Here is a 25,441-nt window from a genome sequence, read left to right as displayed (position 1 = left end):
TGAAGGGGTGGGGTCAGCGGCCGGTCGCGCCGTCGATCAGTTCGCGGAGGATGTCCGCGTGGCCGGCGTGGCGGCCGGTCTCCTCGATCATGTGGACGAGCGCCCAGCGGACGCTGCCCGGGTCGCTGTTCCGGTCGAGAACCTCGTTCGCGCGCTCGACCGTCTCCCGGTAGCGGGTGACGACGTCGGCGACGCTGTCGGCCGGCGCGGCCCGGAAGGTCGACGGCCAGTTGGTGACCTTGTCTCCCAGGAACGTCGCGCGTTCGACGAAGGTGAGGTGGTTGAGCAGGCCGAGCAGGTTGGTGCCCGACGGCACTCCCGCCGTTCTGACCTGGGGTTCCGGGGCGCCGTCGACCTTCGCGGCGATCGAGGTCCTGAGGTAGTCGAGGAAGCCGCGCAGAACCTCGGTCTCGCCGCCCCCGGTGCGGGGCGGCGGCGTGTCTCTACGGGTCATCGTGATCTCCTTACGGTGCCGTGCGGCGGATGAGCAGGACGTGGTCGGTCACCTCGGCGCTACGCCCGCCGGGACCGGTCGCGACCCGGCGGGGCGCGTCGGCCCGTTCGACCGTCCACGTCGCCGGGTCCAGATCGATCCCCGCGGCGACCTCCAGCGGGGCGGGAAACCGGGCGCCGGGATCCTGGTTCCAGGACCACGGCGCGCTTGAGCCGTGGTCGACGACCAGCAGACGCCCGTCCACGCGCAGCGCGTGCGCGGCCTCCCGCAGCACGTGCGCCCTGTCCAGGTCGAACGGGGTGTGCAGGTAGTGGGCGCAGATCAGGTCGTACCCGCCCCGCGGGAAGGATTCACGCAGGTCATGCCGCTCGGCGGCGATCCGGTCGCCCAGGCCGCGTGAACGGGCCAGGCGGGCGAGCCGTTCGACCGCCACGGCCGAGATGTCGGCGGCGGTGACGTGCCAGCCGCGGCGGGCCAGCCACAGCGCGTCGCCGCCGGCGCCGCAGCCGAGGTCCAGCGCGGCGCCGGGCGGCAGGTCCGCGACCGTCTCGGCGAGACGGTGGTTCGGCCGGGGGTCGGTGGCGGCCGGGCGGGCGGTGTAGACGCCGTCCCAGAACGTGGCCGCATCGGTGGTGCTCATCGAGGTTCCTTCCGTCGTGACGCGCCCAGGGTCACCGGGCTTGCCATGACTCGGCAAGGAAACTTGCGGTTCTGGCAAGATGGCCCCCGTGGACCGAGAAACGGATGACGTGCTCGACGGTGTGGGGTCCCGGTTGCGTACGCTGCGGCGGGAACGCGGCCTCACCCTCGCCGACCTCGCGGCGACGACCGGGGTGTCGGAGAGCACCCTGTCCCGGCTGGAAAGCGGGCAGCGCCGGGCGACGCTGGAGTTGTTGCTGCCGCTGGCGCGTACCTACGACGTGCCGCTGGACGACCTGGTCGGCGCCCCGCGCACGGGCGACCCCCGCATCCACCTGAAGCCGGTGAAACGCTTCGGGATGATCTTCATCCCGTTGTCCAGGCGGCCGGGAGGGGTGCACGCGTTCAAGATGATCATCCCGGCGGTGCCGGAGCCGTTCGCACCGACCCCGCAGACCCACGACGGCTTCGAATGGCTGTACGTGCTCAGCGGCCGGTTGCGGCTGGTGCTCGGGGAGCGCGACCTGACGCTGCCGGCCGGTGAGGCGGCCGAGTTCGACACGTCCCTGCCGCACTGGCTGGGCAGCGCCGACGGGGGAGCGGTCGAGCTGCTCATCCTGTTCGGCCTGCAGGGCGAGCGCGCGCACGTACGCGCGCACCCTCACCAACCCGCATGACCCGGCCTCTGACCTGGTATTTCCAGATGGAGTTATACCAGCGTTTACTAATTCCCTTCCCATCAGATCAGAAATAAGGTCAAACGCTTTTCCTATACGGAAAGAGTTCGGGCAATTTCATCCCTTCCTTAATTGCCAATCGATGATTAAAATCACGTCGATGACGACGCATCTGGCTCGTTACCTCACGCCGATGGAGGACAGCTCCCGGTGGGAGGGGTTCGAATTCCGGCCCGGCGACATTGTCATCAATTCGCCGGCGAAGTGCGGCACCACCTGGACGCAGATGATCTGCGCACTCCTGATCTTCCAGACGCCCCGGCTGCCCGCGCCCCTGTCCAGCCTCTCCCCGTGGATCGACATGCTCGTGCGTCCGAAGCAGGACGTCTGGGATCGCCTGGCCGCGCAGCGGCACCGCCGTTTCATCAAGACCCACATCCCGCTCGACGGAATCCCGACCGATCCGCAGGTCACCTACATCACCGTGGGACGCGACCCCCGCGATGTCGCCATATCCCTGCGCAGCCACGGCAAGAACCTCAAGCGCGACGTGATCCGCCGCCTGATCAACCAGGCCACCCACCCCGGTCCCGGCGGGTCGGAGGCCCCGGTGGACGCCTATGACGAGCGCGACCTGCTGGACGAGCGGTCGTACACCTTACGCTGGGTGGACAACGACGACTCGCCGTTCGCCAACCTCGACTCGCTGCGTGCGCTGATCTGGACGCAGAGCCGCGCCTGGGTTCGCCGCGAGGAAGCGAACGTCATCCTGCTGCACTACGCCGACCTGTCCGCCGACCTCGCCGGGCAGATGCGGCGGCTCGCGGAACGGCTCGGCATCGACGTCCCCGAGAGCAGGTGGCCCGAACTGGTCGAGGCGGCCACGTTCCGGCAGATGCGCGATCGCGCGACCGAACTCGCGCCCGACGAGCAACTGGGCTACATCCGTGATCGCGAACGCTTTTTCCGCAGCGGTAAGTCGGGTGAATGGGAGCAGTTCCTCACCGCCGGGGACCGGGCGCACTACGACCGCCGGATGGCCGAACTCGCGGAGCCCGGCTTGCTGGAATGGCTCCATCACAGACCAGATAACCGATGATAAATCAGGAAATTCCGGATAAACCACCCGACGCGCTTGATAATGTGACGGTCCAGCGCGTCGCCTCGTTAGGCGACCTTTCCGATCGCGTGTGGAGTGACGTCGCCGACCCGCGGGACATGTTCCAGAGCCACGCCTGGCTGCGGGCCCTGGAGCAGTCCGGTGACGCACCCGTCACCTACCTGATCGCCCGGCGGCCCGGGGACCCTCGCATCCTCGGCGCCCTGCCCCTCTACGACTCGCTCCCCAGCCGCGGCGACTACCTGAGCTGGCCCGAACTCCACTTCCGCGACCTCCTCGCCGCGGGCTCGCGCGGCGGCCGGCTGGGACTGCTGGCCGGCTCCTGCGCGGGGTTCAGCACGCGGCTCATCGTGGACCGCGCCCTGCCGCGCTCGACCAGGACCGCCGTCCTGCGCGCGCTCCGGGACGCAGCCCGCGCCGTCGCGGTAGAGCGGGGGCTCCCGTACACGTTCTTCCTGTTTCTCGACGCCGCCGCGTGGAGAGACCTCGCCCCGGTGATCGGCGACGGAGATCACCACCGATTGGCGAGCGTCGCGCAGACCGAGCTGGAGCTGCCCGGAGCGAGCTTCGACGACTACCTGGCGACGCTGCCGCGCAACACCCGCACCAGCGCGCGCAGGGAGGCGGGGGTCTTCGCCAAGGAGTGTTCGACCGAGACCGTGCCCCTTCGGGAGGCCATCGCGGCCGTGGCGCCGATGATCGTGAACGTGCGGGCCAAGCACGGGATCGCGTACAGCGTGGACGTGGTCACGCGGCGCCTGTCGGCCTACGCCTCCGCGCTGGGCGACGCCGCGGCGACGGCACTGCTGTGCCGGGTGGGAGGCCGGGTCGTCGGCGCCGGGGTCATGTGCCGCTGGCATGACCGGCTGTACGTGACCGACTTCGGGCGCCTCGACGACGGGGCGCCCGACCCGTTCGTGTACTTCAACGCGGCGATCTACGAACCCATCAAGCACGCCTACGCGGCCGGGCTGTCGAGGGTCGTCACCGGCGCGGGAGCTGAGCTGGGCAAGGCCAGGCGCGGTTCGGCCGTGCTCCCGCTGGTGCACCTGGCGTGGGCGGCGGCCGACGGCCGGGACCGGCGGATCGGCGCCGCGCAGGCGGAGGAACGCACGACGCACTGGCGCAAGTTACGCAGCGCTCACCCCACGTACTTTCCCGCGGTGTGGGACGAGCTGTTGTGACGTGACAACGAGGGAGATCAGCGTGAGCCGAGGCCACGAACGGGGGCTTCTCGGACGGCCTCGCGACCCGGGCGCCGTCGCCCTGGTCCACGAGGGCCGTGCCTTCACCTTCGGCGACGTCGCCGCACTCGGCGCGGACGTCGGCAACCAGGTCGGGAGTCATCCTCTGAAGCGCCGCGTGGTGGGCGTGCTGGCGGAGCGGAGCCCGGAGTTCGTCGCGCGGCTCGCGGGGGTCTGGGGCGCGGGAGCCGTACCGGCGATCCTGGGGGACTGGGGTCCCGAGCGGGTACGCGGCGCGCTGACGGCCACCCGCGCCGCGGCGGCCTTCGCACCGTCGGGCGCCCTGGACCTTCTGGACACCACCGCGGACGAGGAGCCGGAGGAGACCAGTCACATCCTCTTCACCTCCGGCACGACGGGCGGCCCCAAAGGGATCCTCGTCGGGCGAACCGCCTTCGAGGCGGCCAGTACGGCGTTCTTCAAGGAACTGCCCATGGACGGATCCGATCGGGTCGCCTTCCTCAGCAGGCCGGGCCACGACCCGAGCCTGCGGGAGCTGGTCGCGCCCTGGGCCACCGGAGCGACGCTGTTCATTCCCGGCCCTCGCACGGCCGCCGACCCCCGGCTGATGGCGGCCTGGCTGGCGGAGCACGCCATCACCGTGCTCCAAGGGTCACCGGTGCTCCTGCGGCTCATGGCGGGCTCGTCGCCGCCCGTCGACAGCCTGCGGCTGGTCTGCTCGGCGGGGGCACGGCTCACGGCCGCGACGCTGCGGGCGACGGCCAGGTTCGCCCCTTACGCCACCATCGCCAACTGCTACGGCGCGTCGGAGACCCCGCAGGTGCTGTGCATGCACCAGGTGCCGCCCGGCGAGGGGGCCGTGAGCGAGGACCCGGTTCCCATCGGACGCCCCCTCGGCCATGCCGTCACCAGGATCGTCCCCGCCGACGCGGCCGGCGGCGAAGGGCGGCTGCACGTGGAAGCCGCCGCCTGCGCGCTCGGCTACACCGACGGAACGCCGTTGCTGTCTCCCGGCCAGGACGGGCGAGGCTGGTACGACACCGGTGACATCGTCAGGCTGCTGCCGGACGGCTCGATGTGCTTCGTCCGGCGGGCGGACCGGCAGGTCCAGGTCAACGGCGCCCGGGTGGAGCTGGACGAGATCGAGGGCGCGGCCGCCAAGGTCGCCGGCGTCGTCGAGTCGGTGGCGACGTTCGTCGAGGACAGCGGGGGAGTCGGGTCCGTGCGCCTGACCGTCGTGGGCGGCGCCACGACGGAGGACGAGGTTCGCGCGGTGCTGCGCGACCACCTGGACCCCGCGGTCATGCCGTCCAGCATCGAGGTGCGGGACGCGTGGCCGGACGACGACCAAGGCGACGACGGCCCGGCGGCGACGCTGATGGAGGTTCTGCGCGAGAGCGCGCGGTCGGCTCTCGACGGTGGCGAGATCGACCCTGACGGCGGCTTCTTCGAGGCCGGGTTCACGTCGATGTCGCTCATGCGTTTCGTGTCGGAGGTCTCGGTCCGGCTCGGGACGGAGATCTCTCCCCTGCTGGTCTTCCAGTATCCGAGCCTGAACAGCTTCGCCGGCTATCTTCGGAGGGCGGATGGTCATGGGCAATCTCGTTGAGCCGATCGCGATCATCGGAATGGCCGGCCGGTTCCCGGCGGCGCTCGACACCCGGCAGCTCTGGGAGAACCTCGTCGCCGGCGAGGAGGCCGTGCGCTTCCCCGCCGAAGCCGAGCTCCGCTCGAACGGCGTGCCGAGCGAGGCGCTGGAGGACGCGGCCTACGTCAGGGCGGTGGCGGAACCGGCGGGCGTCGACCTGTTCGACGCCGGGTTCTTCGGCCTGACCCGGCGGGAGGCCGAGACCTGCGACCCTCAGCTACGGCTGTATCTGGAGACGGCGCACACCGCCGTCGAGAACGCGGGCTACGACCCCGCGAAGCTGGGCAGAACGGGCGTGTTCTCCTCGGTCGCCGCGAACCGCTATGCCATCGGCCGGGTGCTCGGGAGCCTGGAAGTTCTGCGGAGCGCCACCGGCATGGCGGCCGGCATGTGGAACAACCCCGACAGCGCCTCGACGCTGGTCTCGTACAAGCTGAACCTGCACGGGCCGAGCATGACCGTGCAGACCGCGTGTTCGAGCTCGCTCGTGGCCGTGCATCTGGCCGTGAACGCGCTGCGCCTCCAGGAGTGCGACGTCGCGCTGGCCGGTGGCGCGGACGTCGAGTTCCCGGTCGGTCACGGGTACTGGTGGGCCCAGGACGGCCCGCTGAGCCGCGACGGCCACTGCCGCCCCTTCGACGCGGCGGCCACCGGCACGATCTTCGCCAGCGGCGTCGGCGTCGTGGTGCTCAAGCGGCTCGCCGACGCCCTGGCCGACGGGGACCGGATCTCCGCGGTGATCCGCGCCGTGGCGGTCAACAACGACGGCGCGAACAAGGTCGGCTTCACCGCGCCCAGCGCAGAACGGCAGGCGGAGGTCGTACTCACGGCCATGGAGGCCGCCGACGTGGGCCCCGAGGACATCGGTTACCTGGAGGCGCACGCCACCGCGACCCGCCTGGGCGACGCCATCGAGATCTCGGCGCTGAAGACGGCGTTCCGCGGCCGGTCCCCGTCGGGACCCGCGTGCCCGATCGGATCGATCAAGGGCAACGTGGGCCACCTGGGTCACGCGTCGGGCATCGCCTCGCTGATCAAGACGGCGCTGTCGCTGAGCCACGAGCAGATCCCGGCGAGCATCAACGTCGAGAACGTGAACCCGCTGCTCGGCCTCGAGAACTCGCCGTTCGTCGTCAACGACAAGCTGCGGCCGTGGCCGCGATCGGACGGCCAACGGCGCCTGGCCGGGGTCAGCTCCTTCGGCATCGGCGGCACGAACGCGCACGCGATCCTCGAAGAGGCGCCGGCCCGCGCGACCGAACCGGCTCCGGAGCCGGTGCAGCTGATCGTCTGGTCGGGACGGACCCCGGCCGCGGCCGAGGCGTATCCGCAGCAGCTCGCCCGGTTCTTCAAGGACTGCGCGGACCCGCTCTCCGAGGTCGCGTTCACCCTGCAGAAGGGGCGCACGCCGTACCCGGTCCGGGGAGCCGTGGTGGTGGAGAGCGTGTCCGACGCGGCCGCCGCCGTCCTCGACCCCGCGCGGCGGATCGTGACGCCGGAGGAGCGGGCGGAGCGCGGCACCGTGTTCCTGTTCCCGGGAGAAGAGGCGCGGCACGAACGCATGGCGGCCGAGCTCCATCGCACCGAGCCGGTGTTCCGCGCGGCGTTCGACGAGTGCTCCGCCCTTTTCGCGGCCCAGGGGCAGCGGGACGCGTCGCCGTTCAGCGTCGAGTACGCGCTGGGGCGGCTGTGGCTGGCGCTGGGCGTCGAGCCCGACGCGCTGCTCGGCCAGGGCGTCGGGGAGTTCGCGGCCGCCGCGCTGGCCGAGGTGTTCACACTCGCGGAAGCGGTGCGGCTGGTCAGCGCCCGTGCGAGCGGCTCCGCCGAACGTTTGCGCCTGGCCTTCGACGGCATCGCGCCGCGCAGACCCCGCTGGAAGATCTACTCCGCCTCCACCGGCGGCCCGGCCGAGGCGCGGAACGTGGACTTCTGGATCCGGCAGCCCACCGGGCCCGCCCTGTTCGGGCAGGCGCTGGAGGCCGTGCTGGCGGACGGTGACCGGGTGCTGGTGGAGGTGGGCCCGGGTCGGACGCTCACCACCCTGGCCCGAGCGCATCCCCAGGTACGCGCCAAGCGGCACCTGGCGATCCCGACGCTCCCGAGCGGGCCGTCGAAGGGCGCCACGGAACGCGGCTCGTTCCTGCACGCCCTGGCCCGGATGTGGACCCTGGGCGCGCAGGTGAACTGGTCGACGGGGCCGCGTGCGCGCGTGCCGCTGCCGGGTTATCCGTACCAGCGTGAGCGGTTCTGGATCGAGCGGCGGGCGTCCGCGAACGACGTCCCCGTCGTCGAGGAGACGGAACGGCAGGCCGTGTTCCGGCTGCCCACGTGGGTGGAGGCCGCACCGGCCGGGCCTGCCGACGCTGATCTGCCCGGTCCCTCGCTGGTGTTCCTGCCCGCCGACGCGCGACGAGCCGGCGACCTGCTCGCCCTGCTCGGCGACGTGCCGCGGGTGCCGTACGGCACCGCGCCAGAAGACGTGGCCCGGCTGCTGGACGAGCTGCGGGATGAGCATCGGTATCCGGAGATCATCATCGACGCGACACACCTCGGCCCCCTGGCCGAACCCGATCTGAGCGGTATCGACGCCCAGCTCGACATCGGATTCCACCGCCTCGTCGAGCTTCTGCAGGAGGCGGCGCGGCGGGCCCCCGACAAGCGCGCCCGCGACGTCGTGGTCCTCGCCGGGCACTCCGCCGACGTGACGGGCGGCGAGAACGTGCATCCGGTACGGGCCATGCTGCTCGGGCTCCTGCGGAGCTACATGCTCGAGAACCCGCGCGCCACCTGCAAGCTCGTCGACGTCCAGGACGGCGTGAGCGTCACTCGGCTGCTGGCGGAGCTGCGCGGCCCGCGGCGATCGGAGATCGTCGCCCTGCGCGGGGACCGGCGCTGGATCCCCGGCGAGCGCGACCTCGTCCCCGACGGCCCGGGCCCGGTCGACCTGCGGCCCGGGGGCGCCTACGTCATCACCGGCGGGCTCGGCGGCCTCGGCCTGGCCGTGGCGCGCGGCCTGGCCGAGACCGGTGGCCGGCCGCGGTTGCTGCTGCTCGGCCGCACGGCGACGGGCGGGCACGAGGCCGCGCTCGCCGGGATCCGGGCACTGGGCGCCGAGTGCCGCGTCGAGGCCTGCGACGTGAGCGACGCGGCCGCGCTGCGGCGCGTGCTCGACTCCTTCGGGACCGTCAACGGGGTGTTCCACCTCGCGGGCGTGGCGGGGGACGGCATGATCCAGTTCCGGACGCGGGCGCAGATGGCGGCGACACTCGCGCCCAAGGTCCACGGAACGCTCGCTCTGGTCGAGGTGCTGCGGGGCCGGGCCGGCCTGGACTTCTTCGTGGCCTTCTCCAGCCGCGCGGCGCTCCGGGGTCTGGTGGGCAGCGCCGACTACGCCGCGGCGAACGCCTTCCTCGACGCGGCGGTACGCCGCCAGCCCTTGGCCGGGGTCGTCTCGACGACCATCAACTGGCCGTCGTGGTCCGACGTCGGCATGGCCGCGCGCCAGATCGCGCGTGCGGCGCCGGCGGCGGAGGTGCGGTGGTCGGCCCCGCTGTCGGCCGAGGACTATCCGATCCTGGACGAACACCGCATGGACGGCGTCCCGGTGCTGCCCGGCACCGCCCAGGTGGACTTCGTGCTGCGCGCCTTCCGCGAGGCGATCGGCCAGCCGGCCGGGCGGGCCGCGCAGCTGCGCCACATGGTCTTCCGGCAGCCGATCACCACCCCGGAGCCCGTCTCGCTGGAGGTCGGGTTCGAGGCGCACGAGGACTCCTGGCGGTTCACCGTCCGGACCGCGCCGCTGTCCTCCGACGACTACCGCGTCCACACGACGGGGGAGATCGGGCTGGTGGACGCCGGCGCCGGTGAGGTGGACCTGGACGGCCTGCGCGCGGCGCTGCCCGATCGGCGGGTCCCCGTCAACGACGCCGAGAACCGGCTGTTCACCATCGGCCCGCACTGGCCGGGGGAGGAGATCTGGACCTCCGGGGCGGACGTCGGCACGAAGCTGGCCGTTCTCACCTTCCCCGAGGCGTTCGGCCATGAGCTCGACGAGCACGCGCTGCACCCCACCCTCCTGGACGCGGCCGTGTCGCTGGCCCGCGATCCCGACCATGAGCCGCCGCACGCGCCGTTCGCCTACCAGTCGATCGTGGTGCACCGGCCGATCCCGGCCCGTGCGTACAGCCACATCCGCCGCCGCCCGAGCGGTTCCGACACGATCGTGGCCGACATCGACGTGCTGACGGCGGCCGGTGAGGTCGCGGTCGAGGTCAGGGGTTTCACCATGCGCCGCGTCGACGAGTCCATGGTGGCCTCGCGTGAGCAGCGCGGCGCCGACGACGGGATCACGCCCGCGACCGGGGTCGGCATGCTGCTGCGCATCCTGCGCGGACCCGGCCACCGGCAGGTGGCGATCACCATGTCGGGACAGGACGCGGTCCTGCGGAACGCCGTGGCCGGGCCGCGGGACCGGGACGTCGAGCGGCGGAGCTCACCCGGGCGTGACCAGGGCCGGGCGCCGTCGGAGGAGGAGCCGCTGGAGGTCCGGCTGACGGAGATGTGGTGCGCCGCGTTCGGCGTGGACTCGGTCGGCCCCGACGACGACTTCTTCGAGCTGGGCGGCGACTCCTTCACCGCGGTGGAGCTGGTGGAGGAGATCCGCCGGGCGTTCAGCGTGGACGTCGGCATCGCGGCGATCTTCGACCACCCGACGGTGGCGGAACTGGTCGCCGAGCTGCGGCGGCTGACCGAGTGAGGTCAGCGAACCTTTCCGACCCAGGCGCGAATCGTCTCGGGATCCAGCCGCTCGACCATCTGGTGGCCGCCCTCGACCATCTGGACCGACACCTCGTCGGTCGTGTACTGGTTCCAGTCGCTGAGACACCCGGTGTCCCAGGAGCTCGCGTCGCCGGTGGCGCCGACCGCGATGATCGGCGTGTGGAGCATCGGGCGCGGATCCGCCTCCAGATAGCGGTTGAGCAGGTGGTACTCGGATCGCCACAGGCGGGCGTACTCCGGCAGCGCCGCCGTGTCCATGATGTGCCGCGGCGCCTCGATCTCCTCGGCCAGCGCCCGGTCGGGCAGTTCGGCCAGCGGCGAGAGGGGCGTGCGGTGCGGCGGGTACTGGCACATGATGACGGTGCCGCGAAGCTGCCGTTCCAGGTGCTTGGCCGCCTCCAGGCAGACCAGCCCGCCCATGCTGTGGCCCACCAGCACCACGTCCGTGGCGCCGGACGCCGTGATGAGGGAGGCGAGTGCCGCGCCCCGCTCGTCGACGGAGGGCACGCTCATCGGCTCGCTCCAGTTGGCCCGGCGGATGACGGGTGACCGCCCCGGTCCGTTCCACTGGTCCACGAACTTCGTCCGGCCACCCAGGCCGGGGACGAAGATGACGGCCGGGCCGCCGTCGAGTGCCGGGCTGACGATGTAGTTCGCAGACTCCTGACCGCCCACGTCATTCGCTCCTATTGCCACCAATTGACGAAGTGTGAGGACACGCCTTACCAGCTATTTGCCAAAGCTTAGCGCCGATCCCGGGCGGTCTCCATTTATCGCAACAGCGGTCAGTTTTCCTCCACCACTGGTTCATTAACGTAGATCTGTGGCAAAGTGTGACAGGTGTCGACGCTGATTGCCGCCGCCGTGATCATCCTTATCGCTTCTACGGTGCACGCGGTGACCGGTTTCGGTTACGCGCTCGTCGCCACCCCGTTGCTGGCCCTCACGGTCGACCCCCATACCGCCGTGGTCGCCACGACGGCCTCCGCCTTGGCCATGACCGTCACGGTCGCCGTGCGCCAGCGTGAGCACGCCGAGTGGCGGGTGGCCATGATCGCCATGGCCGGGATCGTGCTCGGCATGCCGCTGGGCCTCTGGGTGTACGGAATCACCTCTGAGCAGGTGCTCACCGTGCTGATCGGGATCGGCGTGCTGGGCTGCACCCTGATGGTGTGGCGGCGGGTGAAGGTGAAGGGGAACATCCCCGTCCTGGTGGGAGTCGGCCTGATCTCCGGCGCCCTGTCCACCTCGACCGGCACCAACGGCCCGCCGATGGTCGCCGCCTTCCAGGGCATGGGCTACGACCCCGCCAAGTTCCGCGCCACCCTCGCGGTGGTGTTCGCGGGAACCAGCGTGCTCAGCCTGGTCGGATTCGCCGTGGCCGGGCAGGTGAACCAGCAGTCGATCTGGATCGGCCTGGTGGGTCTGCCGGTTGTGCAGTTGGGGTATTTCATCGGAAATGCGATCTTTAGTCGTATTGACCCGGATCGCTTCCGCAAGGTGGTGCTGCTGGCTCTCATCGTCAGCGCGGTGGTGACCCTCTCCAGCGCGCTCAACGGCTGACCTGCACCGCTGTCAAACTCCTGGAAAACAGCGGATTTCATGGAAGACCCAACCGTTCACCCCCTCTCAGCCGTCTTTTCTATATGACGGATTCCGAGGCGTTCGAGGCCTTCGTCGCCGCCTGGTACCCGCGGCTGCTGCGTGCAGCCATCCTCATCAGCGGTGACCGGCATCTGGCCGAGGACGTGCTCCAGGATGCACTGATCAAGCTGGCGCGCCGCTGGCCGAAGGTGCACACCGACCCGGTCAGCTATGTGCGTACCACCTTGTACAGGGATGTGGCCTCCAGGTGGCGCAGGCGGCGGGAGTTCGCCTACGGGGACCCGCCCGACCACGCCGACCCCGATCCCTCGGGAGCGTCGGATCTGAAGGTGGTGTTCGCCCGCGCGCTGGCCAGGCTGCCGGTGAAGCAGCGGGCGGTGCTGGTGCTGCGCTTCTACGAGGACCTGCCCGTCGGGGAGGTCGCCGCGGTCCTCGGAGTCTCGTCCGGAACGGTGAAGAGCCAGACGCACGCGGCCCTGAAACGGCTGCGCGAGGTCGCTCCCGAGCTGGAAGAGGTGCTGATATGACGGACCAGAGACTGCGGGAGCTCTTCCAGGACCTCGCCGAGACCCTGCCGGAGGGGTCGTCGCACGCGGGCGAACTCTGGCGGCGGCGCACCGACGGCCGCGGCCGCCGGCGGTGGACGGTGATCGCCGTGCTCGCGGTGGCCGCGCTCGTCGCGGTGGGGGTCACCGCGTTTCCGCAGCGGGTCGAGCGCGGCACCACGGAGACCCCCGCCGTGACCGCCACGCCCTCGGCCTCGTCGTCGGTCCCGATGGACCGGGCGCCTGCGGTCCGCGAGCAGGCGGGGCTGCCCGCGGCGGCGGCCGGGCTGCCGGAGAGGTGGGCCGGCATTCCCGTCGTGGACGCGGCTCCCGGGCCCGTCCTGGCGCTGGCCGAGTTCGGCGACGGGCGTATCTACCTGATGAAGGCCGGTGGCCGGATCGCGCTTTCCGGCAGCGGCGCGACGCGGCTGAACCCCAACGCGCTCGCCCCCGAGGGCACGCGGGCGGCCTTCCCGCTGAAGGACGCGGTGGTGGTCGTCGACCTCGTGATCGGCCGGGCCCACCGCTACCCGGTGCCGGGGTTCAACGAGGTCGTGCTCTGGCGCGGCGAGCAGCTCCTCGTCGAGCAGGAAAAGGCCAACTACCTGCTCGACCCGACCACCGGGGAGGTCCGGCGGCAGCCGTACAAGGGATTCACGGGTGTGGCGGGCTACCGCGACCTCAGGATCGTCTCGCCCGAGGAGGGCGGCTGGACCGTCCTTCAGGAGCGCGGATCCGGGGAGATGCGGCTGGACGTCCGGAGCCTCACCAACGAGGGCAGCATGCCGGTGGGCGTTCTGGGCAGTCACGGCTGGCAGCGTGACGACCTCGTCGCCAGGTCCGCGCCCGCGCGGCCCGGCCTGGCGCAGGGAGCCGACGTGGTCGTGGTCGCCGACATCGCGTCCGGACGGGTGGTCAGGACACTGCTGCTTCCCTCCTGCGGGAAGGACGGCTGTCCCGTGCGCGGCTGGATCGGCCACGAAACCGTGATCGTCGAGAGCGGTGACCGGCTGCTGGGCTGGAACATCAGCACGGGCGCGCTGTCACGCGTCGCCGAACTGCCCGAGGCGGTGACCGCCTACTCCCTGCGTCCGGGCTGACCGGCTCACCAGGTCACGCGGAGCGAGTTCAGGCCGTAGACGATGCTGAAGGCACGGAAATCCCCTTCCTCGTACGGCTCCGCCAGCGCCAGGCCGGGAAAGCGCCGCAGCAGGGCCGGGAAGGCGATGCGCATCTCCATCCGCGCCAGCGGTGCTCCGAGGCAGTGGTGCACGCCGTGACCGAAGGCGACGTGGCCGGCGGCACCCCGGGTGAGGTCGAGGGTGTCGGGATCGTCGATGAAGGCCGGGTCGCGGTTGGCGGCGGGAAGCGAGCAGATCACGAGCGAGCCCGCCGGGATGGTCTGGCCGGCGACCTCCACGTCCGTCGTGGTGGTGCGCGGGGGCAGTGCCTGCAGGATGGACAGCCAGCGCAGCAGTTCCTCGACGGCGGGTTCGGCCCGTGCCGGGTCCTCGCGCAGCAGCGCGAGCTGGTCAGGGTCGCGCAGCAGGGCCAGGGTGCCCAGGCCGAGCATGTTCGCGGTCGTCTCGTGCCCGGCCAGCAGCAGCAGTCCCGCGATGCCGACCAGCTCGTCGGTGCTGAGCTCGTCGCCGTGCTCGCGTACCAGCATGCCGAGCATGTCCTCGCCCGGTTCGGCCTGGGCGCGCTTCACCAGCTCGCCCATGTAGGCGCGGTCCTCCCGCTGCGCGGCGACACGCTGATCCATCGGCAGCGACAGATCCAGCAGGCGTGCGGAACGCTCCTGGAAGGAGTCCCGGTCGGCGTACGGCACGCCCAGCAGCTCGCAGATCACCAGCGACGGCACCGGCAACGCGAAGTGCGCCACCAGATCGGCGGGTTTGCCGGCCCGCTCCACGTCGTCCAGCGCGGTCTGGACGATCTCGGTGATCCGCGGCTCCAGCCTGCGCATCCGCCGTACCGTGAACTCCGGGGTGAGCATCCGGCGCAACCGCGTGTGCTCCGGCGGGTCGAACCCGATCAGCTGCCCGGCCCGCATTTTGACGCGTTCCTCGGCGGCCACCTGATCCGCACCCGGAAACGGCGTCAGCGCGCTGCTGAACCGGGCCGGATCCGACAGCACCTGCCGGACGTCCTCGTGACGGCACACCAGATAGGCGGCGGGCCCGCCGAACGGCATGTCGACCCGGATCACCCCCTGCTCGTCACGCGCCTGGGACAGTTCCTTGACCGGGTCGAATCCGTTCCGCCGCATGTGCGGGGGCAACTGCGTCGCATGGGTCATCTCGGTGAGACCTTCCTCAAGCCAGGGGCGGAGTTTGTCGGGGTTACGTACCGCCCAGATGTGGGTGATCCGGTCGTCGGCCACCTCGAACGCGACCACCGACACGGTGACCCCGTTCCGCTGGGCGATCAGGCCGGGCCGGCCGTTGACCGTGCGCTCCACGATCGTCAGGTCGCGGGACCTGCTTTCGAGCTGGACCAGCCAGCCCACGATCTGCTCGGCGCCCTCGAGCGGGCGCCGCACGGTCGAGACCACGCCGCCGCCGTCGCCGGTCGCCGTGGCGCCGGGATCGAGAAGGCCGACCAGGGCGTCGATGTTCTTGTCCTCCCAAGCCCGCTTGAAGTCCCTGACGATGCGGGCCTGGTGGGTTGCCGGAGTCGCCGGGGCCGTGGGAGCCCGCGCGGCGCGGATGCGGCGGCGGGCCGAGGAGGCCAGCTGACGGCAGGCCGCCGGGGTACGGCCGACGATCTCGGCCACCTCGGCGAAGGGGTAGCGGAAGACGTCGTGCAGGATGAACGCGACCCGCTCGGCCGGGGTCATCGCGTCGAGCACGACCAAGAAGGCCATGTTGACCGACTCGTCGAGGGTGACGCGGTCGGCCGGGTCGGCGGCGATGCCGCTGACCTGCTCCGAAGCCTCGGGCAGCGGCTCCGGGATCCATTCGCCCACGTAGGTCTCGCGCCGGGCCCGCGCCGAGGAGAGCACGTTGAGGCACAGGCGGCTGACGACCTTGGTGAGCCACGCGCCGGGGACGGTGATGGCGTCCTGCTCCTGGCCGGACATGGCGTACCAGCGGGCGTAGGCCTCCTGGACGACGTCCTCGGCGTCGGCCAGGGAACCGAGGAGCCGGTAGGCGAGATTGATCAGCTGGCGCCGCTCGGCCATGATCGGCTCGGGCTCGGGGGTCATCGTGTCGTCGGCTCCTTTGATCGCGTCCTTCCTTGTCCGACAGGACAGCGCGATCAAATGTGAGGTCGACCCCGATAAGTCAGCGGTGTTTGTGCTTGCGTGGCGGCGGTGTCCAGAGCACGCCGATGGTGATGATCGTCGACAACACCAGCAGGATGCCGAACAGAACCTCCAGCAGCGTGGTGATCGACATACGGATCACCCCCTCCGTGCACCTTCCACTATCAGCCTGGGAGTATCGCCAGGTCAACGGCTTGATAGCCTGGCAGTCCCGAGGGGAGTACTTCTCAAGCGCCGACCCGGTCAAGACGGACCTTGGCATCGTCCCCGGGCGGCCGCCCGCACCGCCGGGTGAAGGAGACCTCGAACGCCGAGCACGTTCGAGGAGGCCGCGTGTCCGCATCGATCGCCTCGCTGCCTCTGTGGTCGGCCACCGTCGCCGCCCTGGCGCTCCTGCTGTCGATCGACCTCGTCCTGACCAGGCGGCCGCACGAGGTGCGCATGCGCGAGGCGCTCGCCTGGTCGGCCTTCTACCTGGCGCTGCCCCTGGCCTTCTGCGCCGGTCTGTGGTCCGCGTTCGGCACCACCGTGGCGGTGGAGTTCCTCACCGGTTACGTCGTGGAGAAGTCGCTGTCGGTCGACAACCTGTTCGTGTTCATGCTGGTGCTGACGGCGTTCGCGGTCCCGGCGGAGCTGGCCAGGCGGGTCCTGCTCTACGGCATCATCGGCGCGCTGCTGCTGCGTGTGGTGTTCATCATGCTCGGGGCCGCGGCCCTGCGCAGCGGCACCTGGGCGTTCCTGCTGTTCGGCGCGATCCTCCTGGTCACCGCCGCGAAGGTCATGAAGGACGCGCTGACCGGACGCGAGCGGGAGATCGACGTCTGCTCCCTGCCCGCCGTCCGGCTGGTGCGCCGCTTCGTACCGGTCGCGCGCGACTACCGGGGCTCGAAGCTGATCGTCCGCGAGGACGGCACGCGGGCCCTCACCCCGCTGGCGCTGGCCGTCGTCGCGATCTTCGCGGTCGACATCGTCTTCGCCGTCGACTCGGTCCCGGCGGTGTACGGCGTGACCGAGGACCCGTTCCTCGTCTTCGCCACCAACGCCTTCGCCCTGCTGGGCCTGCGCGCCCTCTACTTCGTGCTGCGGGGCGCCCTCACGAAGCTGTGCCACCTCAACCACGGGCTCAGCCTCATCCTGGCCTTCATCGGGATCAAACTCATCCTGCACTGGGCCCACGGCATCTGGCCGGGGGTGCCGGAGATCCCCACGCTCGTCTCGCTCGGGGTCATCGTCGCCGTGCTCGCCGCCGTGACCCTCACCAGCCTGTACGCCGGCCGCCGCTGACCGGCGGCGCGAATGTTCACCAACCGTTGATGGTCTTTAGCCCTTATGGACTCATTCGAGTGGTGACGATGGGAGTGTCCGTCGCATCCCCCGCAAGGAGGCTTCGTGCCCACTCAGCCCCGCCCCGGACCCTTCTGGCCGGTGAGGCTCACCGTCATCCTCGCCACCCTCGCCTTCCTCATCGGCGTGGCCGGCATCGCGCCCGCCCACGCCACGGTCTACAACTCCTGCACCATGTCGCGGTGCGCCGACGCGCGCGCGGCGAAGTCGATCTGGGCGTCCAAGGGCTACCCCACCACCAGGACCTGGTACTCCTGGCCGGACGGCCGGTACAACTTCGCCGGCGGACGCTTCTACAACCGCGAAGGCCAGCTCCCCGGCGGCGCCACCTACCATGAGTACGACGTGTACTCCCGGACGCGGGGCGTGGCGCGTGACGCGTACCGGATCGTCGTCAACCGCGGCACCGGCGTGACGTGGTTCTCGCCGAACCACTACACCGACTTCTACCGGCTCTAGGGACTTCCATGACCGCACCTCCGCTGCCGCGCTGGCTGACCGTGTGCGCCGATCCGGCGCCGGCCGTGCTGGATGGGCGGCTCTGCCGTACCCGCGCCGCCTTCTTCGAGGAGGTGGCGCGGGTGCTGCGCCTTCCCGGCTACTTCGGCAACAACTGGGACGCGCTGTCCGACTGCCTGCGTGACGCGGGGGCGGTCGGCCTGGTCGTGGAGCACGCCGAGGACCTGCTCGGCGCCGAGGCTCCCGGGCAGTTCGCGACCCTGCTGGCCGTCTTCTCCGACGCCGCCGGGTCCGGCCTGACCGTGACGCTGCGTACCGACCGGGACGAGGAGACCGCACTCCGTCAGCGGGTCACCGCCGCACTGTCCTGACCCCCGCCGAGGCGCGGCCGGCCAGCGGTGTCACGGCCGCCAGGAGGACGAGCAGCGGGGCGAGGGCGAGCGCGTGCACGTGGATGCCGTGGGTGAAGGCGTCCCTGGCGCTCTCCGCGAGTGCGCCCGCGAGCGGCTGGGGGAGTGTGGCCGCGTGGTGCAGGGTCTCGGCCAGGGTGTCGCCGCGGGCCGGCACGCCGGGTGGCAGCCCGGGAGGCAGGGTGTCGCCGAGCCGCCGGCCGTAGACGGCCGCGGCGAGGCTGCCGAGCAGGGCGATGCCGAGCGCCCCGCCCAGTTCCGCACCGGTCTCGGAGATCGCCGAGGCGGCCCCGGCGCGTTCGGGCGGCGCCGCGCCGAGCATCAGGCCGGTGCCCAAGGCCATGAACGGCGTGAGGCCGGCGAACAGCAGCACGGATCCGCCGACGAGGAACCACGGCTCCCGGTCCACCTGCGTGAGCAGTACCGGACCCGCCAGGGCGAGGACCGCGCCCGCGCTCATCAGCAGGGCGGGACGCACGCGGGCGGCGAGACCGGACACCCACAGCGCCACGACCGTGCCCGACACGGCGGTCGGGAGCTGCCACAGGCCCGCCGTCAACGGCGAGTAGCCCAGCACCATCTGGAGGTACTGCGAGGTCTGAAGGCTGGTCCCGAACAGCACGATCCCGACCAGAACCATGCCCCCGACGGACACGGCGAACGCCGGCGCCCGAAACAGCGAGAGATCGAACAGCGGCGTGGCCGTCCGACGCTGCCTGCGGACGAACACGACGCCCAGCACCACCCCGGCCGCGAGGCTTCCCGCCGCGGCGGCGGTGAGGCCGTCGGCCGCGAACCGCTTGACGCCGTACACGACGGACAGCGGGATGAGGAACGACAGCACCACGCCGGCCGCGTCGATCCGCCGGGCGTCCGGCGCGCGATGCTCGGGCAGCAGGTACGGCGCCGCCGCGACCAGCACCACCATGGCGGGAACCGCGACCAGGAAGACCGATCCCCAGGAGAAGAAGTGCAGGAGCGTCCCGCCGACCAGCGGACCGAGGGCGCCGCCGGCCATGAAGGCGAGCATCCACACGGTGATGGCGAACCGCCGCTGCCCGGGGTCGGCGAACAACCGGCGTATCACCGCCAGCGAACTCGGCGCGAGCGCGGCGGCCCCCACACCCTGGATCGCGCGAGCGGCGATCAGCACGCCGGTGTCACCGGCCCACGCCGCCATGATCGAACCGGCGGTGAACACGGCGGCGCCGGCGAGCAGGAGGCGGCGGTGGCCGTACCGGTCGCCGAGGGTGCCCATGGCGATGAGGAAGCCCGCGACCATGAATCCGTAGATGTCCATGATCCACAGCTGCGCGGCCGCGTCGGGAGCCAGATCGGCCGCGAGCGTCGGCAGCGCCAGGTAGAGCACGGACATGTTCATCATGACCAGGACCGCGGGGACGCCGAGCACGGCCAGCGCGATCCACTCGCGCGTCCCGGCCCGCGCCGGGGTAGTGCGGACTGTCACGCGCCGACCTTCAGGAGCGTCTTGCCGAGGGTGGCTCGCGACTCGATCGCGGCGTGCGCGGCCGCGGCCTCGGTGAGCGGGTACGCCTGCCCGACCACGGGCCGCCATCGCCCATCGGCGGCCAGGTCGAGCGCGCGGCGGATGAGGGCCCGGTTCTCGGCGGGGCTCGGCGCGCCGGTCAGGCCGTGGACGTGGATGGCGCGGGCCTCGACCACGTCGTCGGGCAGGTCGGTGGGGGTGCCGGCGGCCATGCCGTACACGCTGATTCGTCCTCCGGTGCGCAGGAGGCCCGCGGCCGCCGCCCCGATCGCCCCGCCGACGCCGTCGAAGACGGTGTCGACCTGGCCCAGTTCGCCGGCCCAGCCGGGGCGGGTGTAGTCCACGAACTCCGCACCGAGCTCGGCGACGAGCTCGCCCTTGCGCGCGCCGCCCGCGGCGCCGATCACGCGGGCCCCGGCGGCGACGGCCAGCTGCACGAGCAGGCTGCCCACACCGCCCGCGGCGGCCTCCACCAGCACGGTCTCGCCCGCCCGCGGCGGCACGTCCCGGGTCAGCAGCAGCGCGGTACGGCCGTCGGCAAGCAGCGCCACCGCGTCGCGCAGGTCGACCCCGGCAGGTACCGCAACGACGTCCGCGGCGCGGGCGAGTGCCGACTCGGCGTAGCCGCCCGTGCCGCCGGTGGTGGTGACCACGACGGCGCCGAGCAGCGCGGGGTCGACGCCGTCGCCGATCGCGGTGACACGCCCGCCGACGCCGTTGCCCGGTGTGCGGGGCAGCGGCGGCCTGCCGAACGGGCCCGATCCGGAGCGGACCTGCGTCTCGACGAAGGTCACGCTCGCGAACGAGACCCCCACCACGACCTCGCCGGGGCCGGGCACCGGGTCGTCCTTCTCCTCCACCCGTAGCACGTCCGGGCCGCCGAACTCGCGCATGATGATCGTCAGCATGAAGACTCCCTCAAAACGGATAGCACCTGTCCGTTAAGCTATAACGGAGAGGTGCTATCCGCAAACGGTAGGGTGTGAGCATGGCTCGCAAGGCACCTCGGCACGCGGAGGCCGAACGCAACGACCAGGCGCTCCTCGTCGCCGCCAAGCAGGTGCTCAAAGCCGAGGGCTCACGCGCCTCGGTCGCGGCCATCGCCGCGCGGGCGGGGGTCGGGATGGCCACGGTCTACCGCCGCTACCGCACCAAGGAGGAGTTCTTCCAGCGCCTGTGCGTCCTCGCTCTGGAGCAGTGGATCGAGGCCGCGGAGGAGGGGCTGCGGATGGACGATCCGTGGGACGGGCTCGTGCACTACGTGTCCGCGGCGCTGGAGTTCGGCGGGGGCTCGCTCGGCTCACTGGCCGGCACCGTTCCCGTGTCCGAGGAGATGGCCGAGGCGTTCACGCGTTCGGAACGCCTGTGGCACGCGCTGGTCGCGCGGGCGCACGAGGCGGGGGTTCTGCGGGCGGACGTGACGAGCGTCGACGTCGACCTCCTGATCGAGCAGCTCGGGCAGGCCTCGCTCGTCGAACATCTGGTCCGGCGGGGCCGTACAGAAGAACTCGGCGAGGCCCGCGCCGCCCGCCACCGCATGATCATGATCGCCCTCGACGGACTCCGTCCCGGCCACCCGTCACTCGCCGGACCACCTCCGGCGGCGGATCTGCTGTCCCGGCGCTGGTCCATGTAGCAGAAATATAGGCGGCTTACCTAAACTTGAGTAAGGCATTTATCTGCGCGGGCGAATAACCGGCGAATTCCGTTATCAAAAAGCTTCTTTACTACTGGCGCGGCATTATGTGACGATCTCCCTGTTTGCCATCTCGGCCTTTGAAGGGATGAAGTGAATACGTCACCTAAGGCGTCTGGTTTATCCGCCCGGACGCGCCGTAGCGCTGCTCTGATCGCAGCTTCAACGCTGTCTTTGTCGCTTTTAAGCGCACCCGCTGTCGCGCAGCCTCCCACTCCCGCCCCCGCCGCGGCGAAATCGCCGGCCGACCCGGCACTGGCCTCGGCTTTCGAGAAGGCCAAAAAGACGGGGCAACGAGTCGAAATCCCCTCCCGGTCCACCGAGACGATGAAGGTATGGGCGACCACTGACGGCCGGCGACTGCAGGCCGAGCTGTTCACTCAGCCGGTCCAGCTGAGAAACGCCGCCACCCAGGCGTGGGAGCCGATCGACACGAGCATCGTGACCCGCGACGGCAAGCTGCAGGCCGCGCGGGTCAAGACCCCGCTGACCTTCGGCGCGCGCGGGACCAGGCAACTGGTGTCCGCGACGGGAAAGGGCGGCGAGAGCGGCCTGCGCGTGACCCGGGCACTGCCCGAGCCGAAGATCTCCCGCGACACGATCACCTACCCCGACGCCGTCGCGCCGGGGGCGGACCTGGTGGTGGTGGCCCAGGCCAACGGCTTCGTCTCCCAGGTGGTCTTCCGCCACAGGCCGACCGCCCCGGTCACGGTACGGCTGCCGCTCACGCTGCCCAAGGGCACGAAGTTCGGCACGACGGCCGAAGGACTGGCCCAGCTGAAGGACGCCAAGGGCAGCCCCCAGGCCGCGCCGATCGTGCTGACCGCGATGGACGCCAAGGTCGAAGCCTCTCCCGAAGAGGGCAAAAGGTCCCCGGTCGCCGCCCGCGTGGAGTCCTCGGAACTGGTGTTCACGCCGGACGAGAAGTTCCTGGCCGACCCCGCGGTGACCTACCCGGTGACGATCGCCGCCGCCTCGGAATGGTTCGGCGGCGGAGAGCCCGACGACGCCTGGGTCAGCAGGAACGACCCGTACACCAACAACTCGGCCGCCGGGTGGCTGCGCGCGGGCACCACCTCCACGAGCCAGGACATCGCCCGCGTGTACCTGAAGTTCAACACGGAGGCCGAGGAGCTGAAGGGCGCCACCGTCGTCCAGGCCGACCTGATCGTGTGGAACTACAAGTCCGGCGGCCCCAACGGCCAGCTGTGCGGCGACCCCCTCGGATCCGGCATTCTGGCCGCCCGCGTCACCTCCCCTTGGTCTCTGGACGGCGGGCCGGACAACCTGAGCTGGGGCAACCAGCCCTCGGCCACAAGCACGGAAGGGGCGAACCGCGCAGGCTACAACTACGACGCCAGCGGCACCTGGTGTGCCAAGGACGACCAGCTCTGGCACCGCGTCACCACCATGGCCCGCGCCTGGATCGAACAGAAGGTCCCCAACCACGGCCTCGTGCTCCGGGCCGTCAGCGAGACCGCGGCCATCAACTGGCGCCAGTACTACGCCAGCGAGTACAGCGGCGACCCCTACCCGGGCTACCGGCACCCGCCGGCGCTCATGGTCGAGTACATCCCCAAGCCGAAGAGCTATCGGGGATTCATGATCCCCTACACGGACAATCCCGTGCTCAGGGACATCGCCCAGCATGACTTCAGGAGTTCCCAGCAGCAGCAGGCACCGCTCCTCTCCCTGAACGACGTGGTCAAGGCCAGGGAGACCGCCGGAGACTTCTTCATGGAGGACTCCAAGGTGGCCCTCCAGATCCCGGACGACATGACCACAGAAGAGTGGATGGAGTCGATCGAGGCCACCCCCGCGCCGGTGGACCCGCCTCCGCCCACAGATCCCGACACCACGCCGCCCACCGTCATCGGCACGCTCCCGGCCGCCAACGCGAGCGGCGTCGACACCGGCACCGAGCTGAGGGTGTCGTTCAGTGAGCCGGTGTCCAGCGCGCAGGTCGAGGTCAAGGATTCACGCGGGCGGACGATCGAGGGCAGTGCGTCCATGGAGGTCGCGGGCACCGTCCTCGTCTTCCGGCCCGCCCAGGGGTGGCCCATGGCGCGATTCACCGCCGTGGTGAGCGGCGCGAAGGATGCCGCGGGCAACGTCATGCAGCCCCATTCGTTCGGCTTCTCCACCGACGAGACCGCGCCCAAGGTGACCGCGACCACGCCCGGCAAGGACGCGGCCGACGTGGCCGTCTCCACGACGATCTCGGCCACCTTCGACGAGGCCGCCTACGACGCGCAGGTCCTGGTCAAGGATCAGAACGGCGCCGCCGTACCGGGCACCCTCGCCGCCGACGCGGCCTCCAGGATCTGGACGTTCACCCCGGCGTCGCCGCTCGCGGCAGGGGTGAAGTACGACGTGGAACTGAGCGCCGCCCGGGACGCGGCCGGCAACGAGATGGCGACCCATCCCTGGTCCTTCCGGACCGACGGCACCGCCCCCGAGGTGACTCAGACCAGCCCCGCCGCCGACGCCACCGATGTCGCGCTCGACTCGGCGGTGCGGGTCACGTTCGGCGAGTCCCTGGCCGACGCGCGGATCGGCGTCAAGGACGGCGCGGGCGTGGCCGTAGCGGGAAGCGTCACGAGCGGTGACGACGGCAAGGTGTGGACCTTCACCCCGGCCGCTCCGCTGGCGTGGAACGCCTCCTACACCGCCACGGTGAGCGAGGCCGTGGACCTGTCCGGGAACAAGCTGACACAGCACGTGTGGTCGTTCGCCACGGTCGTCGACCGCACGGCGCCGACGGTGGCCGAGAACAGCCCCGCCAAGGACGCGACCGGTGTCCCCGTGCGGTCCAAGGTCAAGGCGACCCTCTCCGAAGCGGCCGCCGACGTTCAGATCACGGTCACGGACCCGGGCGGACAGCAGGTCGTGGGCGACGTCGCCGCCGATCCCGCGGGCAAGGTGTGGACGCTGACGTTCGCCGGTCCGCTGGCCGCCGAGACCGTCTACACCGTCGCCGTCACCGGTGGCAGGGACCCGGCCGGGAACGTCATGGAGCCGCACTCCTGGGCGTTCACGACCGCCGAACCGGACGTCACGCCGCCGACCGTCACCGGGTCGGCCCCGGCCGCCAACGCGGTCGACGTCCCGCTGAACGCCCCGATAAGGGCCACCTTCAGCGAGCCCGTGTCCGGCGGGCAGATCGTGGTCAAGGATCCTGCGGGCAACGCCGTAGCCGGAACCACGACGGCCGAGTCCACCACGGTGCTGTCCTTCGCCCCCGCGCAGGCGCTGGCCGAACTCGTCAAGTACACCGTGGAGGTGAGCGGAGCCAAGGACGAGGCCGACAACGTCCTGGCCACGCACACCTGGTCGTTCACGACGCTCGAGCTCCCGCCTGCGCCGAACTCGCCGAAGGTGTTGTACGAGTACGTGTCGCCGAAGGACGGCGCCGGAGCTCTTTCGAAGCTGACACCCACGTTCTACGGCGACGTCAGCGACCCTTCGGGCCGGTCGTCGACGATGACGGTCGTGGTGGAGCACGATCCGGCGGCGACGGGACAGGGCAGTGGGCTGATCTGGTCTGGCGCCTCCCCGAGCGTGAGTAACGGGAGCACCGCGAGTCTGGCGATCGCCTCGGGCAAGCTGTCGGACGGATGGAAGATCCGCTGGCGAGCCCGCGCCACCGCCGGTGGTGTGAACGGCGCGTGGACCGCCTGGCACACCGAAACCGTCAACGTCTCCAAACCCAAGGTGTCGTATGAGTACGTCTCGCCCAAGGACAGCGCCGGAGCACTGACGAAGCTGACACCCACGTTCTACGGCGACGTCAGCGACCCCGACGGCCGCTCCTCGACGATGACGATCGAGGTGGAGCACGACCCGGCCCAGGGCACCGGGCTCATCTGGACCGGCACCACCCCATCGGCCGTCGCCAGCGGCGGCACCGCCAGCCTCACCATCGCCCCAGCCAAACTCACCGACGGATCGAAGATCCGCTGGCGAGCCCGCGCCACCGCCGGCGGCGTCAACGGCGCCTGGACCGCCTGGCACACCGAAACCGTCAACATCTCCAAACCCAAGGTGTCCTACGAATACGCCTCACCCACCAACAGCGCCGG

General features: G+C 71.0%; 19 protein-coding genes. 13 read left to right on the top strand and 6 right to left on the bottom strand.

All coding sequences use genetic code 11. The annotated features are described in order from the left end of the window. Positions 1-13 precede the first annotated feature (13 nt). A complete protein-coding gene (locus tag ACIBHY_RS53185; RefSeq protein WP_397250413.1) occupies positions 14-454 on the bottom strand; it encodes a DinB family protein in 441 nt (146 codons plus the stop codon). Positions 455-464: 10 nt separating this feature from the next. Beyond that, positions 465-1,094 (bottom strand): class I SAM-dependent methyltransferase, encoded by a 630-nt coding sequence (locus tag ACIBHY_RS53180; RefSeq protein ID WP_397310879.1) that lies wholly within the window; start codon positions 1,092-1,094, stop codon positions 465-467. A gap of 88 nt (positions 1,095-1,182) precedes the next feature. Here ACIBHY_RS53180 and ACIBHY_RS53175 point away from each other — a divergent pair, with 88 nt between their 5' ends. From ACIBHY_RS53175 to ACIBHY_RS53155, 5 genes are all read left to right on the top strand, one after another. After that, positions 1,183-1,770 carry a helix-turn-helix domain-containing protein gene (locus ACIBHY_RS53175; RefSeq protein ID WP_397310877.1) on the top strand — a complete coding sequence of 196 codons (588 nt, stop codon included), beginning with the start codon at positions 1,183-1,185 and terminating at the stop codon, positions 1,768-1,770. A gap of 160 nt (positions 1,771-1,930) precedes the next feature. Next, on the top strand, positions 1,931-2,869 hold the full coding sequence (locus ACIBHY_RS53170) for a sulfotransferase domain-containing protein (RefSeq protein WP_397310875.1): 939 nt from the start codon (positions 1,931-1,933) through the stop codon (positions 2,867-2,869). Between the two features lie 44 nt (positions 2,870-2,913). Next, positions 2,914-4,074: a peptidogalycan biosysnthesis protein gene (locus ACIBHY_RS53165; protein ID WP_397250405.1), complete on the top strand. Its 1,161-nt coding sequence runs from the start codon at positions 2,914-2,916 to the stop codon at positions 4,072-4,074. 22 nt (positions 4,075-4,096) lie between these two features. Next, the gene (locus tag ACIBHY_RS53160) at positions 4,097-5,704 is read left to right on the top strand and encodes a non-ribosomal peptide synthetase (RefSeq protein ID WP_397310874.1); all 1,608 of its coding nucleotides are present in this window, start codon (positions 4,097-4,099) and stop codon (positions 5,702-5,704) included. Further along, positions 5,688-10,499 (top strand): SDR family NAD(P)-dependent oxidoreductase, encoded by a 4,812-nt coding sequence (locus tag ACIBHY_RS53155; RefSeq protein ID WP_397310873.1) that lies wholly within the window; start codon positions 5,688-5,690, stop codon positions 10,497-10,499. The genes ACIBHY_RS53160 and ACIBHY_RS53155 overlap by 17 nt, the downstream gene beginning before the upstream one ends. Before the next feature lie 2 nt (positions 10,500-10,501). Here the strand turns inward: ACIBHY_RS53155 and ACIBHY_RS53150 are convergent, their stop codons facing one another. Next, positions 10,502-11,197, bottom strand: a complete 696-nt coding sequence (locus ACIBHY_RS53150; protein WP_397250399.1) for a thioesterase II family protein — start codon at positions 11,195-11,197, stop codon at positions 10,502-10,504. A gap of 165 nt (positions 11,198-11,362) precedes the next feature. Between ACIBHY_RS53150 and ACIBHY_RS53145 the strand changes: the two genes are divergently transcribed. The 3 genes from ACIBHY_RS53145 to ACIBHY_RS53135 all read left to right on the top strand — a co-directional run bounded on the left by ACIBHY_RS53145 (position 11,363) and on the right by ACIBHY_RS53135 (position 13,772). Beyond that, positions 11,363-12,085 (top strand): sulfite exporter TauE/SafE family protein, encoded by a 723-nt coding sequence (locus ACIBHY_RS53145; RefSeq protein WP_397250397.1) that lies wholly within the window; start codon positions 11,363-11,365, stop codon positions 12,083-12,085. A gap of 83 nt (positions 12,086-12,168) precedes the next feature. After that, positions 12,169-12,654, top strand: a complete 486-nt coding sequence (locus ACIBHY_RS53140) for a SigE family RNA polymerase sigma factor (protein ID WP_397250395.1) — start codon at positions 12,169-12,171, stop codon at positions 12,652-12,654. Further along, the gene (locus ACIBHY_RS53135) at positions 12,651-13,772 is read left to right on the top strand and encodes a hypothetical protein (RefSeq protein WP_397310872.1); all 1,122 of its coding nucleotides are present in this window, start codon (positions 12,651-12,653) and stop codon (positions 13,770-13,772) included. Before ACIBHY_RS53140 ends, ACIBHY_RS53135 begins: the two co-directional genes overlap by 4 nt. 5 nt (positions 13,773-13,777) lie before the next feature. On the opposite strand, the gene sigJ is transcribed toward ACIBHY_RS53135, so the two are convergent. Next, entirely contained in the window at positions 13,778-15,883 is a 2,106-nt protein-coding gene (gene sigJ, locus ACIBHY_RS53130) for an RNA polymerase sigma factor SigJ (protein WP_397310871.1), read from the bottom strand. Positions 15,884-16,276: 393 nt separating this feature from the next. Between sigJ and ACIBHY_RS53125 the strand changes: the two genes are divergently transcribed. From ACIBHY_RS53125 to ACIBHY_RS53115, 3 genes are all read left to right on the top strand, one after another. After that, complete coding sequence (locus ACIBHY_RS53125; protein WP_397310870.1) at positions 16,277-17,227, top strand: TerC/Alx family metal homeostasis membrane protein; 951 nt, start codon at positions 16,277-16,279, stop codon at positions 17,225-17,227. Positions 17,228-17,332: 105 nt separating this feature from the next. Next, positions 17,333-17,746, top strand: coding sequence for a ribonuclease domain-containing protein (locus ACIBHY_RS53120; RefSeq protein ID WP_397310869.1), 414 nt, complete (start codon positions 17,333-17,335; stop codon positions 17,744-17,746). Positions 17,747-17,754: 8 nt separating this feature from the next. Next, positions 17,755-18,117, top strand: coding sequence for a barstar family protein (locus ACIBHY_RS53115; RefSeq protein WP_397310868.1), 363 nt, complete (start codon positions 17,755-17,757; stop codon positions 18,115-18,117). On the opposite strand, the gene ACIBHY_RS53110 is transcribed toward ACIBHY_RS53115, so the two are convergent. Further along, positions 18,098-19,624, bottom strand: coding sequence for an MFS transporter (locus tag ACIBHY_RS53110; RefSeq protein WP_397310867.1), 1,527 nt, complete (start codon positions 19,622-19,624; stop codon positions 18,098-18,100). The genes ACIBHY_RS53115 and ACIBHY_RS53110 overlap by 20 nt on opposite strands. Then, positions 19,621-20,571 (bottom strand): zinc-binding dehydrogenase, encoded by a 951-nt coding sequence (locus tag ACIBHY_RS53105; protein ID WP_397310866.1) that lies wholly within the window; start codon positions 20,569-20,571, stop codon positions 19,621-19,623. Before ACIBHY_RS53105 ends, ACIBHY_RS53110 begins: the two co-directional genes overlap by 4 nt. 80 nt (positions 20,572-20,651) lie before the next feature. Between ACIBHY_RS53105 and ACIBHY_RS53100 the strand changes: the two genes are divergently transcribed. Next, positions 20,652-21,299: a TetR/AcrR family transcriptional regulator gene (locus ACIBHY_RS53100; protein ID WP_397250379.1), complete on the top strand. Its 648-nt coding sequence runs from the start codon at positions 20,652-20,654 to the stop codon at positions 21,297-21,299. Between the two features lie 387 nt (positions 21,300-21,686). Next, positions 21,687-25,441: Ig-like domain-containing protein (locus ACIBHY_RS53095; protein WP_397310865.1), on the top strand; the 3,755-nt coding region annotated here is incomplete at its 3' end.

The sequence above is a fragment of the Nonomuraea sp. NPDC050547 genome (assembly GCF_044457345.1).
Taxonomy (GTDB): domain Bacteria; phylum Actinomycetota; class Actinomycetes; order Streptosporangiales; family Streptosporangiaceae; genus Nonomuraea.
The sequence above is the reverse complement of the archived record's forward strand: the minus strand, read 5'-3'. Positions and strand labels throughout refer to the sequence as shown.